Annotated in this window: 14 protein-coding genes; 6 read left to right on the forward strand and 8 right to left on the reverse strand. The window is 60.6% G+C overall.

All coding sequences use genetic code 11. The annotated features are described in order from the left end of the window. Positions 1 to 5: 5 nt before the first annotated feature. Genes ACM64M_RS02830 through ACM64M_RS02840 form a run of 3 tightly spaced genes read right to left on the reverse strand, consistent with a single transcriptional unit; the run spans position 6 to position 2928 of the window. Positions 6 to 1007: a biotin/lipoyl-binding protein gene (locus ACM64M_RS02830; protein WP_416227116.1), complete on the reverse strand. Its 1002-nt coding sequence runs from the start codon at positions 1005 to 1007 to the stop codon at positions 6 to 8. A 44-nt stretch (positions 1008 to 1051) separates the two neighbouring features. Further along, entirely contained in the window at positions 1052 to 1795 is a 744-nt protein-coding gene (locus ACM64M_RS02835) for an ABC transporter ATP-binding protein (RefSeq protein ID WP_416227117.1), read from the reverse strand. Next, entirely contained in the window at positions 1792 to 2928 is a 1137-nt protein-coding gene (locus ACM64M_RS02840; RefSeq protein ID WP_416227118.1) for an ABC transporter permease, read from the reverse strand. The genes ACM64M_RS02835 and ACM64M_RS02840 overlap by 4 nt, the downstream gene beginning before the upstream one ends. Before the next feature lie 119 nt (positions 2929 to 3047). On the opposite strand from ACM64M_RS02840, the gene ACM64M_RS02845 reads away from it, so the two are divergent. Both ACM64M_RS02845 and ftsH read left to right on the forward strand, forming a co-directional pair. Beyond that, a complete protein-coding gene (locus ACM64M_RS02845; protein ID WP_416227119.1) occupies positions 3048 to 3731 on the forward strand; it encodes a TetR/AcrR family transcriptional regulator in 684 nt (227 codons plus the stop codon). Between the two features lie 107 nt (positions 3732 to 3838). Beyond that, positions 3839 to 5800 (forward strand): ATP-dependent zinc metalloprotease FtsH, encoded by a 1962-nt coding sequence (gene ftsH, locus ACM64M_RS02850; protein ID WP_416227120.1) that lies wholly within the window; start codon positions 3839 to 3841, stop codon positions 5798 to 5800. 63 nt (positions 5801 to 5863) lie between these two features. Here ftsH and ACM64M_RS02855 read toward each other — a convergent pair whose 3' ends face one another. The 3 genes from ACM64M_RS02855 to rpoZ all read right to left on the reverse strand — a co-directional run bounded on the left by ACM64M_RS02855 (position 5864) and on the right by rpoZ (position 8302). Beyond that, entirely contained in the window at positions 5864 to 6940 is a 1077-nt protein-coding gene (locus ACM64M_RS02855; RefSeq protein ID WP_416227121.1) for a DUF3667 domain-containing protein, read from the reverse strand. Positions 6941 to 7000: 60 nt separating this feature from the next. After that, positions 7001 to 7732 carry a ParA family protein gene (locus ACM64M_RS02860; RefSeq protein WP_416227122.1) on the reverse strand — a complete coding sequence of 244 codons (732 nt, stop codon included), beginning with the start codon at positions 7730 to 7732 and terminating at the stop codon, positions 7001 to 7003. 225 nt (positions 7733 to 7957) lie between these two features. Next, positions 7958 to 8302 carry a DNA-directed RNA polymerase subunit omega gene (gene rpoZ / locus ACM64M_RS02865; protein ID WP_416227123.1) on the reverse strand — a complete coding sequence of 115 codons (345 nt, stop codon included), beginning with the start codon at positions 8300 to 8302 and terminating at the stop codon, positions 7958 to 7960. A gap of 108 nt (positions 8303 to 8410) precedes the next feature. On the opposite strand from rpoZ, the gene ACM64M_RS02870 reads away from it, so the two are divergent. After that, the gene (locus ACM64M_RS02870; RefSeq protein WP_416227124.1) at positions 8411 to 9595 is read left to right on the forward strand and encodes a phospholipase D-like domain-containing protein; all 1185 of its coding nucleotides are present in this window, start codon (positions 8411 to 8413) and stop codon (positions 9593 to 9595) included. An 8-nt stretch (positions 9596 to 9603) separates the two neighbouring features. On the opposite strand, the gene ACM64M_RS02875 is transcribed toward ACM64M_RS02870, so the two are convergent. After that, positions 9604 to 11115: a replicative DNA helicase gene (locus ACM64M_RS02875; protein ID WP_416227355.1), complete on the reverse strand. Its 1512-nt coding sequence runs from the start codon at positions 11113 to 11115 to the stop codon at positions 9604 to 9606. Between the two features lie 161 nt (positions 11116 to 11276). Between ACM64M_RS02875 and ACM64M_RS02880 the strand changes: the two genes are divergently transcribed. From ACM64M_RS02880 to ACM64M_RS02890, 3 genes are read left to right on the forward strand one after another with little or no spacing between them, the layout of a single operon-like run. Beyond that, a complete protein-coding gene (locus ACM64M_RS02880) occupies positions 11277 to 11795 on the forward strand; it encodes a UPF0262 family protein (RefSeq protein ID WP_416227125.1) in 519 nt (172 codons plus the stop codon). Positions 11796 to 11804: 9 nt separating this feature from the next. Continuing rightward, positions 11805 to 12539 carry a glycoside hydrolase family 25 protein gene (locus ACM64M_RS02885; protein WP_416227126.1) on the forward strand — a complete coding sequence of 245 codons (735 nt, stop codon included), beginning with the start codon at positions 11805 to 11807 and terminating at the stop codon, positions 12537 to 12539. A 44-nt stretch (positions 12540 to 12583) separates the two neighbouring features. Next, on the forward strand, positions 12584 to 13009 hold the full coding sequence (locus tag ACM64M_RS02890; RefSeq protein ID WP_416227356.1) for a cytidine deaminase: 426 nt from the start codon (positions 12584 to 12586) through the stop codon (positions 13007 to 13009). Here the strand turns inward: ACM64M_RS02890 and ACM64M_RS02895 are convergent. Beyond that, on the reverse strand, positions 13003 to 13713 hold the full coding sequence (locus ACM64M_RS02895; RefSeq protein WP_416227127.1) for a DUF4197 domain-containing protein: 711 nt from the start codon (positions 13711 to 13713) through the stop codon (positions 13003 to 13005). The two genes, ACM64M_RS02890 and ACM64M_RS02895, sit on opposite strands and share 7 nt — an antisense overlap. Between the last annotated feature and the right edge of the window lie 82 nt (positions 13714 to 13795).

Consider the following 13795-nt stretch of genomic DNA (forward strand, 5'->3'; position numbering starts at 1 on the left):
CTGGCTTACTTCCCGGCATCGGCTGCGCTTTCGGTGGCAGGGATAAAGGCGTCGATCTGCTGCCCGACCCGGAAGACCGCGCTCGCTTCGGTTTGCGGCAGGGCATAGATCAATTGCAGCACCCGCACATCAACCCGCTCTGCCGCGCTGTTGGTGAGCGAGCGTTTGGGCACGACTTGCGGTTCTGCGCGGACAAACGCGGCCTCAACCTGGATCTCGGCCGCGCCGCGTGGGGAGACGATAGCAGATGCGCCCAGTTTGACGCGCACCGCCTCGTTTTCATCAATATCGACGCGGATATGCAGAGGGTTGGTCTCGCCCATCTGGATAAACGGGAGGTTGCCGCCGCCGCCTTGCGTGGCGACGAATTCGCCGGGACGGATGTTCACCGCCAGAATCTCTCCCGCGATGGGTGCGCGCACGCTCAGCCGCTCAATTTCGGTTTGCGCACTTGATGCCCGCGCCTGCGCGGCACCCAGCCGGGCGCGGGCGGATTGCAGGCGGCTGGTTGCGGTGCGCGCGTCACCTTCGGCGCGGATCACTTCGGCGCGGCTGACCGCGGCGGGATCGGACAGGCTTTGGTATAGCGCCAATTGCTGCTGCGCGGTGGACTGCGCGGTCTGCGCCTCTGCGATGGCGGCGCGGGCTTCGCGGATCGCGGCCTCTGCCTCGGCGCGGGCAGCGCGGGCGGCGCGGTCATCGACGCGGAACAGCACCTGTCCTTTTTCCACCCGATCACCCGGCGCGACCCGCAGATCGGTGACCAATCCCGAAAGCGCCGAACCGATGTCGATCACTTCGCTGGCGGGTTCAACAATCCCTGACCCCGCTACGCGCGCCGCATTGGCCAGCGCCCCAGTCGCCTTGGGCGGCTGGTTTTGAGGCTCCGTGATTTCCCGGTCGGGCAGGTCGCCAGCAATGTAATAGGCTGCGCCCGCAATACCGACCACCGCGAGAATGGGCAGGATCTGGCGCGAAAAGCTGATGTTGGAAGGCAAGAGGGGCATGGTCTTCTCAGGACTTTCTATGGGCAATTGGCGGCGGCAAGAGGTCAGTGATCGCTGGGCATATCGGTGCCGTCATGGGTGATGCGTCCGTCTTCGAGCACCAGAATGCGGTCGGCGAGATCAAAAATGCGGTTGTCATGTGTCACGATGATGCAGGCGCGATCGGGCGCGACCGCAACCTCGCGCAGCAAATCCATCACCCGCCGGCCCGAACTCGCGTCCAGCGCGGCGGTGGGTTCATCGCACACCACCAGACGCGGTTCATGCACCAGCGCGCGGGCAATCGCGACGCGCTGTTGCTGACCACCGGAAAGCTGATTGGGCAGCTTGTTCGCCTGATCGCCAATATTGAGCTTTTCCATCAGTGCGATCGCCCTTTGACGCGCAGGCTCGACCGCCATGCCCTGCGCGATCAACGGCACGGCGGCATTGGCGGCGGCGTCGATGGAAGGGATCAGATTGTACTGCTGGAAAATGAAGCCAATGTTCTTGAGCCGGAAATTGACCAATTCGCTATCCGAAAGGCTGTATATGTCGGTGCCGAACACCGTCACTTCGCCGTCCGTGGGCCACAATATTCCGCACATGATCGAAATCAGCGTGGTTTTACCCGATCCGCTTTCGCCAACGACATAGGTCATCTCGCCTGGCTGAACATCGGTGTCGATCCCGTGCAGCACCCGGATTGTCGATTGGCCTGCGGTGAAATCGCGAGTGATGCCGCGCGCGCAGATCGCAGGCTCTCCGGCGCACACGGCGCGGGGCAGGTCCATGTCGGCCGCGCTCACCTGAACACCGAGGCGGGTTCTGTGCTCAACACGCTGCGCAGCGCCAGCCAGCCGGTGATAGCCAGAATGACGATCACCGCGCCCAAGCTGATGAGCGGGATTTGCCAGGGGATATAGAACCCTTTGAAAAACGGATTGCCTGAAAAGCTCCAGAGGAACAGCACCGTGCCAAGCACGCCCAAGGAATAGCCGACAAATCCAACCAGCCCAGCCTGCACCGCGACCATGCCGACGATTTTGGCATTGGTCACGCCAATCGCTTTTAGCGCGCCGAATTGTTTGATATTGTCGCGGATGAAAAGGCTGAACGTCAGGCCGACAATCGCCACGCCGACCACGAAACCAAGCACAACCGTGATACCGAAATTGGTCGGGATGCCGGTGTTCTGGACGATGAAATCGACGCCTGCGCGCGCAAATTCGTCGCGCGTTTGCGCTTTCAGCCCGGTGCGTTCCTCGATCCGGGTGGCGACTTCTTTCGCGCTTAATCCGTCGCTGGCCCCGGCGAGCACGAAGGTCAGCCGGTTGCGCGTGCCCGGCACGTAATTCAGCGCCTGACTGTATTTGGTGTAGAGCACGACCTGGCTGGTAAAGGCGGGGATCGAATCCGCCACGCCGCGAATGACCGCGCGTTGATCGTTCAGTTCCAGCCGTTGACCGATGGGTTCATCGCCGTTTTCAAACAGGTTTCCGACCCCGCCATCGTCGATGATGACCGTGTCGGGCCGCAACAGCACCGATTTGCGCCCTTCGATCAGCCGTTCGGGCAGGCCGATCAGCGTCGCATCGTCAACGCCGATGATCGCCACCCCTTCGAGGTCGCCGGTGCGGGTGCGCACCGAGGCCGCCGCGCGCAAATGCGGCACCGCCCATTCGACACCGGGAACAGAGCGCACTTCGTCCAGCGCGGTTGAGGGCATGGCATAATTGACTTCGGTGGTGCGGCTAACCGGGTCCATCACCCAGATTTCAGCCTCGGGCGCATTGTAAACCCCGCTTGCGCCGCGTTCGATCAGATTGACGAAGATCGTCAGCTGCTGCGTGATGAGCAGGGTCGAGAAGGCAATGCCGAACAACAGGCCATAGAATTTCTGTCTGTCCCCCGTGAGCATCCGGATGGCAATCCAAAGCATGCGGTGCGAACCTTTGTCGAAAGCGGGCGAGGAGGGGGTTGCGGCGGGGGAGGAATCAGAGCAATAATGAACGACGCCGTTTAAATGAACGATGCCGTTCATTTGGTCAAGCGACAAAAGTGAAACAGGTTCCAGCCAAAGTGAAAAGCAGCGCCGACAAAAAGCGACCTGGCCGACCATCCGATCACGCCAAGCGCAATCGGATCGTCGAAGCGGCTTCACGGAGGTTCTTCGATGACGGGTTTGCTGCGACCTCGATCGAACAGGTGGCTGCCGATGCCGGGGTTTCAAAGGTCACGATCTACAATCATTTCGGGGACAAGCGGGCGCTGTTCAGCGCTGCGGTTGGGCATGAATGTGAACGGATGCGCGGGGTTTTCAGCCTCGACACAATGGTGGCAGGGACAATCAGGCAGCGGCTGATCGTCGTTGGCGAGGCGATGTTCGCGTTTCTTTCGCGCCCGCAGATGATCCAGTTTGAACGCCGCATTGCGGCAGAGACTGAGCATGACCTGGCCATTGGGCGCGCATTCCTTGAAGCGGGACCGTGGCGGATGAAGGCCGCCTTCAGCGCATGGCTCGCCCATGCCAGCGCCGCCGGCGAGTTGAGCATCCCCGACCCTCAGCTTGCCGCGGAGCAATTTGTCGCAATGGCCAAAGGGATGGGCGATCTTGAGCGGCGGTTTGGCGTGCTTCCATCCGAAAGTGAAAACGCGCGGCGCATCGCCGGGGCGGTTGATGTGTTCCTGAAAGCCTACGCCCCCGGATATCTCCCGGATCATCAGAGCAGCGCTGAACAATAATCTGCATCACCCTGTGCAAAAATTAGCGTGAAGCGGCAAGACGCGCATTATCTTGCCATTCACCCGTGTGATCCTACATTGCTAAGGCTGAGAAAGGATTCCGACGCATGAGCGATCAAAACGACCCCAACGAGCAGCCCCCCGAAGGGCAGAACCCTTGGGTCAAACAATTGATGATCTGGGGCGGCATCTTTCTGGCGCTGCTGCTGGTTGTGTCCATGTTCGGCGGCGCGAGCCAACCTGCGGGCACGCAGATCAATTATTCGGATTTCCGCGATCAGGTCGCTGCAGGCGCCGTGCGCGAAGTGCAGCTGGGTGAAGATCTGATCACCGGCACACTCAACAACAATGAGAATTTCTCGACCATTCCGATCCCTTCGGACAATCAGCTGACCGCGCTGCTTGAAGAGAACAACGTCAAGTTTACCGGCAAGGAACGCGAGCAGCCCAATGTGTTGCTGTATATCCTGCTGCAGTCGCTGCCGTTTATCCTGATCCTGGGCATTGCCTTCTTTGCGCTGCGACAGATGCAGAAAGGCGGCGGCGGCGGCGCGATGGGCTTTGGTAAATCCAAGGCCAAGCTGCTGACCGAACGTTCGGGCCGCGTCACCTTTGACGACGTTGCCGGAATTGACGAAGCGCGCGAGGAACTGGAAGAGATCGTCGAATTTCTGAAGGACCCGTCGCGCTTTTCCAAGCTTGGCGGGCAAATTCCCAAAGGTGCGTTGCTGGTCGGATCGCCCGGCACGGGCAAGACGCTGCTGGCGCGCGCAATCGCGGGCGAAGCAGGCGTGCCGTTCTTTACCATTTCCGGTTCGGATTTCGTCGAAATGTTCGTTGGCGTCGGCGCAAGCCGGGTGCGCGACATGTTTGAACAGGCGAAAAAGAACTCGCCCTGTATCGTCTTCATCGACGAAATCGACGCCGTGGGCCGTTCGCGCGGGCATGGGCTGGGCAATTCCAACGATGAACGCGAACAGACGCTGAACCAGTTGCTGGTTGAGATGGATGGGTTTGAAGCCAACGAAGGCATCATCATCATCGCCGCCACCAACCGTCCCGACGTGCTTGACCCCGCGCTGCTGCGTCCGGGCCGGTTTGACCGTCAGGTGGTGGTGCCGATCCCCGATATCGAAGGGCGCGAGAAAATCCTTGGCGTGCACATGAAGAAAGTGCCGCTGGCCCCCGACGTCAACCCGCGCACTATTGCGCGCGGCACGCCGGGTTTCTCTGGCGCGGATCTCGCCAACCTCGTCAACGAAGCCGCTCTGCTGGCCGCGCGCCGCAACAAGCGGCTGGTGGCGATGCAGGAATTCGAGGACGCCAAGGACAAGGTCATGATGGGCGCCGAACGCCGCAGCATGGTCATGACCGATGATGAGAAAAAGATGACCGCCTATCACGAGGCAGGGCACGCGCTCGTCAGCATCAACGAACCGGCCTCCGACCCGATTCACAAGGCGACGATCATCCCGCGCGGCCGCGCCTTGGGCATGGTGATGCGCCTGCCCGAACGCGACAGCTATTCGTATCACCGCGACAAGATGCACGCCAATCTGGCGGTAGCCATGGGCGGGCGCGTGGCCGAGGACATCATCTTTGGCCATGACAAAGTGTCGAGCGGAGCCTCCAGCGATATCCAATATGCGACCGATCTGGCGCGCAATATGGTGACCAAATGGGGCATGTCGGAAAAGCTGGGCCCGCTGCAATATGAAGCGAGCCAGGAAGGTTATCTGGGCATGGGTCAGACCGCGCGCACGATGGCCGGAGCTGACACCAACAAGCTGATCGATTCGGAGATCAGGGAACTGGTCGAAGGCGGGCTGAAACGCGCCACCGATATCCTTACCGAGCAAGAGGACAAGCTGCATCTGCTGGCTCAGGCGCTGCTCGAATATGAAACCCTCTCGGGCGAAGAGATCGACCAGCTGATGAAGGATGGCAAGATCAACCGCCTCGACGAACCGCGCGGCAAGGGCGCGGTGATTCCGGCGCAAGGATCGTCAATCCCCAAGGCGGGCAAGCGGTTTGGCGGCAAAGGCGGAGAGGCTCCGCAAGGCGCCTGATCGTTCAGTCTATGCAATCAAGCGGGCGTGCGGAGACAATCCGCGCGCCCGTTTTCGTTGGTGTCAGAACGCACCCAGCAGCAGCAGCGCCTGCAGGAACAGCCCTAACACGGTCACAATGAAAACCAGCAGCGCCAGAAATCGCCAAAGGGTTGAGAACCATCCTAGATTATAGGCGCTCTTGAGGTGTCTATAGACATGCAGCGGGGCCAAAGTCGCAAGGATCGAGAAAGCCCAGCCCCCTCCAAGCGCGCTGGTTCCAATCAATGAAACCAGAATGAAAAGGAGCGACATAAACGACAGCGAATAGGTCACAAAGATGGCGTGATCGTAGGCCTTAAAGCGGCGCTTCCATGCAAATATCAGCCAAACAAATGGCACCGAAAGCGGTATCAAAAGCCAGCTGAACTTATAACCGTTGGATTGAAGCTTATAGAGCATCAAGCTTGGATTTTCGGTCCATTTCTTGACAATCCCCTCGTCCAGCCAATCGATGCCAGTCCCGTCAAATGTAACTCTGCCATTGTCGCCGAATTGCATCAGGTCGACTTTCGAAAGGCCATCGATCCCTTGCTCTACAACGCGAAGTTCTTGTGCAATAGATTGTCGCCGGGGGTCTCCGGGCGGCAATTCCGATAACTCGTCGCGCAGGGCTGTGGCGTCGGCTTCGGCGGCCGCGCGGGCAGTCTGGACGGTCTGCGAGATTGCTGGATTGGCGTTTAGCTCGGTGGGAACGCCGATGCCGACCATCTGGAACACGGCAAACATCGCAAACACGCTGAACAGGAACATCGCCATCGGGCTGACGAATTTGGCGCGTTCGCCTTCGATATAGCGGCGAGTAAGCTGCCCCGGCTTGAAGATCAGCATCGGCAGGGTCAGCCAGAACTTTCCGTCCAGATGCAGCACCCCGTGAATGAGATCATGTAAGATCGCCGAAAGCGTGCGGTGGACATGGGCCTTTTGCCCGCATTCAGGGCAATATGAGGCGGTCACATGAGCACTGCAATTGCGGCAGGTTTTCTGATTGGCATCGCTGCCAACCGCGAGAGAACCTGCGCCGCTTGTTTCAGGTTCGACCGCTCGGCCAGCAAGCACGCCTTCGATTGCCCCACCAATTCCTTCGGCAATGTCGCTCATCGCGGCCGCGCCCCCTTCGCGCTTCGCAGCACTATAGCCCGCGGATGGCGATTGCCAATATCAGCCAGCGGCAAGCTTGCGTTCGATTGCGGTCCACAATTGCGCAAAGGCACGCGCGGCCGGGGAACGCGGGGCAAAGGCACCCACGGGCTTGCGTTCCACCGCGCATTGCTCAATCGCGCTCGCCAGCGGAACGACGGGCCAGGTCGGATTGGCCTCGCGCGCTTGCCGGTGCAGCGTCCGGCGCATGTCCACCATCGACATCACCGGCAGGATTGGCGGATGCCCCTTGCCTGCGCCGCGCACCTCTTCGACCACGGTTTCAAACGCGCGGGTGGATAGGGGTGAAGGCGGCAGGGGGACGATCACAAGGTCGGCGGCGCGCATCACCTGTGCACTCACTTCGTTGAGCACCGGCGGGCAATCGAAAATGATGCGGTCGAAATCCTTGCCCAATTGCTCCACCAGACCCGCCAGCCGTTTCTTCTTGCCGATCCGGTCAAACTGCCGGTCGAGCGTTCGGATGCTTTCATCGGCGGGCAGCAGATGAAGCCCGGAAAATCCCGTCTTCTCAATAAGCTTGGCGGGGTCGCGGGCCTGATCGAACACACTTTCGGCGGTGCGTTTCTTCTTGGGGTCCACGCCAAGCAGAAAGCCTGAGCCATTGGCAGCATCAAGGTCCCAGATCAGCGTTTCGCGGCGCGAAATATTGGCTGCGCACCACGCCAGATTGACAGCAAAGGTGGTTTTGCCGACCCCGCCCTTGACGCTGTAGACTGCAATTGAAGCCATGATGCTGAAACGCTCTCCTGTAGGGATTGATAGCCCAATTGTGACGTTTTGGTTACAGCTGCTTAATTATCCTCTTGCAGGGCAAAGGCAAGCGCCCTGCCGCGCGCGTTATATTACGGTCATGCCGCGCCCGATCATACACCGCAACAACGAAAAAGGCCGCCAAACTGGCGGCCTTCTCAATTCGGGACAGGTGCAGCGCAATGCCCGCTGCGCAAACGGGGCCTATCCTTCGTAATCGCCGCCGATTGAAGTCGAGCGCGCGGGCGCACTGGCGGTGATCCGCAGCGCTTCGGCCGACTGACTGAGCGAACCGATTTCATCGGCGTCGTCTTCATCGTCGGGCAGGATTTTCTGCAGGCTGGTGACGAGCGATTCGTGCAATTCCTTGGGCCGCACGGTCTGTTCGGCGATTTCACGCAGCGCCACGACCGGGTTCTTGTCGCGGTCGCGGTCAACGGTCAGTTCGCTGCCGCCCGAGATTTCACGCGCACGCTGAGCGGCAAGCAGGACGAGGTCGAACCGGTTGGGAACCTTATCGACGCAATCTTCAACGGTAACGCGTGCCATATCGGCCTCTTTGAAATCTGGATTTGGGAAGGGATAGCGCAGCTAGGGCGGCACAGCGCCAGAGTCAAGGAATTGCAACCCAGTCGCTTGCAGTGCATTCACTCTGCTGTGCCCAACAATCAGACCCCCGATCCATCATCGAACCAGACATGCGATTACGTGGATCACGAGAGTTTCCAGGTAAGCGCCTGCGGCCACACCTTTACATTTCATCCCGCTGGGGCCGACCGGCTGGCGGCGCTGATCGAGCATATCGCGGGGGCTGAACGCTCTCTCGATATGTTTTATTATATGTTTCAGGATGATCGATCCGGCCGACAAGTGCTTGATGCATTGATCGAGGCTGCGCGCCGCGGGGTCCGCGTGCATTTGATCATTGACGATTTCGGCAGCGATGCTTCCGCGGAATTCTTTCAGCCGCTGCAACAGGCGGGGGGGCAGTTCGCGATATTCTCGGCCAGTTGGGGCGTGCGTTACCTCATCCGCAATCACCAGAAATTCGTGATTGCCGACAACGCGCGGGTGATGACTGGCGGTTCGAACGTCTCGGATCATTATTATGACCCGCCGCAAGATAATGGCTGGTGCGATCTGGGTGTCGGCATCGACGGAAAGGTGGCGGAAAGTTTCACCGAGTGGTTTGCGCTGCTGGCGAATTGGACGCGAACCTCCGGCTCGCAATTTCGCCGCGTGCGCCGGATGATCAGACAATGGGATCCGGGCGATGGGCCGGTGCAATTGCTGCTGGGCGGCCCATTGGTTCGCCGCAGTCACTGGAGCTATCGGTTCAAGAAAGATCTGACGCGCGCGGCCAGGGTCGATCTGGCGACGGCCTATTTCGGTCCCCCGCTCAGCATCCGGCGGCTGCTTGCCCGGACCGCGAAACGCGGCGATGTGCGCCTGATTGCGGCAGGGAAATCCGATCTGCCAGCCACCATCGAACTGGCCCGGATGTTCTACAGGCGCCTGCTGCGCAGCGGGGCAAAGGTCTACGAGTTTCAGCCGTGCAAGCTGCATATGAAGTTGCTGGTCTTGGACGACAAAAGCTATTTCGGCAGTGCCAATCTTGATCGCCGGTCGATCAGGATCAACATCGAACTGATGGTGCGGGTCGAAGACGCAGCGCTGGCCGATCGCTTGCGCGAATTTCTGGACCATTTGCAGGCGGCGAGCGCTCCGGTGGACCTGCAATGGTATCGCCGCAACACCAGCCTCCTTGACCGGATGCGCTGGCGGTTCTTTTACGCGATCAGCCTGCTCGATTACCGGTTTGCGCGGCAGGCATCGCGCTGATCCTGCATTTATCCGTCGATCCCATAGCTCGAATAATCGCGCATATTGGGCGAGGTGAATTTGGTGATCTCGCTCTGGAAATGCAGCGGCACATTACCGGTTGAACCGTGGCGCTGTTTGGCGACGATCAGCGTCGCCTTGCCCACCAGCTCTTCATATTTGGTTTCCCATTCGCGGTATTTCTCGGTCGCCTCGGTCGATGAAGAACTGTCGGGCGTGTCGGGTTTGACCAGCAGATGGTAATAGTCCGAACGGAAAATGAACCAGACCATGTCGGCGTCCTGCTCGATTGACCCGGATTCGCGCAGGTCCGACAGCATCGGGCGTTTGTCATCGCGTTGTTCGACCGCGCGGCTGAGCTGGGACAGCGCGATGACCGGGCAGCTCAGCTCTTTTGCCAAAGTTTTCAATCCGCGGCTGATTTCGGAAATCTCATTGACGCGGTTGTCATTGGCGCGCCCCGATCCTTGCAGCAATTGCAGGTAATCGACTACGATCAGCCCGATGCCGTGCCGCCGTTTGAGCCGCCGCGCACGGGTGCGCAGCGCGCCAATCGTAAGCGCGGGCGTATCGTCGATATACAGCGGCAATTCGGCCAGCCGCTGACTGGCAAAGCTGAGCTTCTGAAAATCGTCGCGCGACAATTTGCCGCTGCGCAAGGCCTCCGATGAAACCTCCGACTGTTCGGCCAGAATACGCGTCGCCAACTGATCGGCGCTCATTTCGAGGCTGAAAAATGCGGTGGGCGCGCCATATTGATGTTCGCCCCCGTCCTGCATCCACTTCAAATGCTCCTCGGCGCAATTGAAAGCGATGTTGGTGGCGAGCGAGGTCTTGCCCATGCCCGGCCGCCCGGCGAGGATAATCAGGTCGGAATCGTGCAGGCCAGCGGTTTTCTGGTCGATTGTTTCCAGCCCGGTGGTCTTGCCCGACAGCCCGCCGCCCGAATTCATCGCAGCCTCGACCATCTTGATCGCCATCATCGACGCATCGCGGAAAGTGGAAGCGTCCTTTCCGGTCGATGCACCCTCTGCGACCCGGAACAAATCGGCCTCGGCCTGCGAAATACGCTCCATCGGGTCGGTTTGTTCGGACGTGTCCAGCGCCCCTTCGACCAGCCCGCGCCCAACGCTGACCAACTCGCGCAGCAGGGCGAGATCGTAAATCTGCTGCGCCAATTCGCGCGGGGCCAGAAGGCCTGCTCCATTGGCGGTCAACTGCGCCAGATATTTGGGGCCGCCCAGCTCCTTCAACGCCTCATCCGCTTCGAAATGCGGTCGCAGCGTCACCGGAGAGGCGGTCGCATTGCGTTCAATCAGAGCCAGGATGCGGGTGTAGATCCGTTCATGCAGCGGTTCAAAGAAATGCTGCGGCTGGATCGGGGTCTGCAATTCCTCGATCACGCGATTGTCGATCAGCACCGCCCCAAGGAACGCGGCCTCCGCTTCAAGATTGAAAGGGAGTTTGCGTTCAGTGTTGGAATCGCTGTCGATAAGTGTGAGGGGTCTGGTTTCGGCCATCCCGTCCTGATGCGCCCTTGTCCCCGGTGCTTGCAAGGTCTGCGCGGCGGAATATATTTTCATTTTGGCGGTTCGCGCTGTGGATTGCGGGGATTGCCGGACGATCCGCGCACCGAAATGCTTGAAGAAAGCCTATATGATCTGCGAAGGCTGTGTGCGTCATGGCCATTGTCCCTCCCGATTCCGCGAATCCGCTGCAGGATACGCATCGCATCGCTCACATATCGCTCGATGAGGAGACGATTCTGTGGCGCAACGCCGATGTCGAACAGGAACGCCGGGTCGCCATCTATGACCTGATCGAGGACAACACCTTCAAACCTGTGCGCAGCGCAGAACGCGGGGCAAAGGGGCCGTATCGGTTGCATTTGGCGGTGCGCGATGGACGGCTGGCGATGGATATTGCTGACAAGGACGAAGGCGCGCTGGAAAGCCTGCTGATCGGACTGGCGCGTTTTCGCCGCCCGATCCGTGAATATTTCGCCATTTGCGACAGTTATTATCAGGCCATTCGCAAGGCAACCCCGGCCGAGATTGAAACCATCGACATGGCCCGCAGAGGCATCCACAATGACGCGGCGGAACTGTTGGTGGAACGGCTCGAAGGCAAGGTCGAAACCGATTTCGCCACCGCGCGGCGGCTGTTCACGCTGATCTGCGTTCTGCATATCAAAGGGTAAGGCAGGGGCATGGCGCGTTCCAGCCGGAGCCGGAAAATCAGCCGGAAGCGGGGCAGTGCCCTTGGCACTTGGCTGATCCGGGGCGGGGCGCTGGCGGTGCTGATCGCGCTGGGTTTTGCCGCGTGGCTGTGGTGGGACATGCGCAGTTGGCGTCCGGATGCGGCGCTTTATCCGGAACAAGGGGCGGTGATCGCCAGCGGCGCACCTGGCACGCGGTTTGAAACGCTCCGCGCAATCGGCGCTGAATTTGTTTATCTCGAACTTGCTGGACCCGGCGCTGCGCCCGATCCGGGCTTTGCCGCAAGGCTTTCGGCGGCGCGTGCATCGGGTCTGAAAGTGGGGGTGGTCCTGCCGTTCGATCCCTGCCTGCGCGCCGACGATCAATCTGCGCGCTTTACCCGAATGGTGCCGCGCAGCGCCGATTTGTTGCCGCCGGCGGTTGCACTGCAGCAGACCGCGCCGGGATGCGATCCCGAGGTTAGCGACGCAGCGGTCGAAAGCGAATTGATGACTTTGGTCAACCAGATAGAGATTCACGCCGGAAAGCCGGTGATCCTGCAACTGGGCCGCGAGTTTGAAGCGCGTCACCACACTGCGCGCAGCACCGCGCGCGACCTGTGGCTGGTCGGGGACCGGGCAAGGCCCGATTACGCCGGGCGGCCATGGCTGTTATGGAGCGCCAACAGCCAGTTGGTAAGCGAGGCGTCGCAAGCGCCAATCGAATGGGTGGTGGTGCAGAAATGAATTTGCGGCCCGCCGCATGGCTCGGGACGAACGGAGTGGGTTTGATGGAACAGCAACACGAAGCCGAACTGATCGCCGCTGCGCGAAAGGCAGCTGTGCAAGCCTATGCCCCCTATTCCGATTACCCAGTTGGTGCCGCGCTGCTGTTCGAAGACGGCGCGATTATCACCGGCGCGAATGTCGAAAACGCCAGCTACGGCCTGTCGCTGTGTGCAGAAACCAATGCCGTATCGAAGGCGCTGGGCGAAGGGCGGCGCGGGGGGCTGGTGGCGGTTGCCGTGATCGGGCCGGAGGGTAAGGGGGACGGCGCTCCGATTACGCCATGCGGGCGGTGCCGTCAGGTGCTGAACGAGCTCGCAGCCTTGGGTGCAACCGACCCGTTGATCCTCTGCGTCGGGACAATTGAGGTGCGGCGGATGACACTGTCAGCGCTGCTGCCGCATGCGTTCGGCCCGGCGCATCTTCACTGATTGCCCAGCAAATCGCCTAGCACGCCGCCTAGGTTGCCGACCGGGTCGCTGCGAAACGTCCGTTCTTCATTGCCGATATAGGCGAAAATCCCGTCTAGCCCCTGATCGGTGACCGAACGGTTGATGCTTTGGCGGCTCAGCCCGGCGTTGCGGATGAAACTGTGCCGCTCTGCCAAACCGTCAAACTGGCGGTAGACCCCGGCCCGATCCAGCGCGCGGTCGATCAGCGGTTCCAGCCGCGCATGCAGGCGGTCATTGGCTGAACGCCGCAGATATTGCGTGCCGCCATCCTCTTCGCGGATGATCGCGGGTGCGTCAGTGAACGACAGATTTCCGATTGCATCACGGAAAATCGGCTTGGCCTCGCCCGCGGCCACTCCGGCCGCATCGTTGATCGAACGGGTGATCCCGCCAAGCACGCCCAGCCGGTCGCCCGCAGTCATCAGCGAACCCAGCAGCCCGCCGCTGCGCCCGCCAAGATTGCCGACAATCGGCAGACCGATGCGGATGCTTTCGTCGCCGTAAAATGCGCCGGGCTGCGCGAGCTTGTCCAGCGCCGCGTCGCTGGCGCGTCCTAGAATGGAGGACAGGCCCAGTCCGCGGCCCTGTGCGTGCAAACCGGCTGGCATCAACATCACCGCAGCGCCCGCGCCAAGCCCGGTAAGCACCGCCCTGCGTTCGGTAACGCCAAATGATCGCTGCATGTCCGGTCTCCCTTCTTTGCAGCCTTATATCACAGCCTCTCGGGCGAATCGGGGTAAATTCATGTAACCCGCCAATCGCGTC

It is taken from the genome of Qipengyuania sp. ASV99, from assembly GCF_047872805.1.
In the GTDB taxonomy this organism is placed as follows: Bacteria; Pseudomonadota; Alphaproteobacteria; order Sphingomonadales; family Sphingomonadaceae; genus Erythrobacter.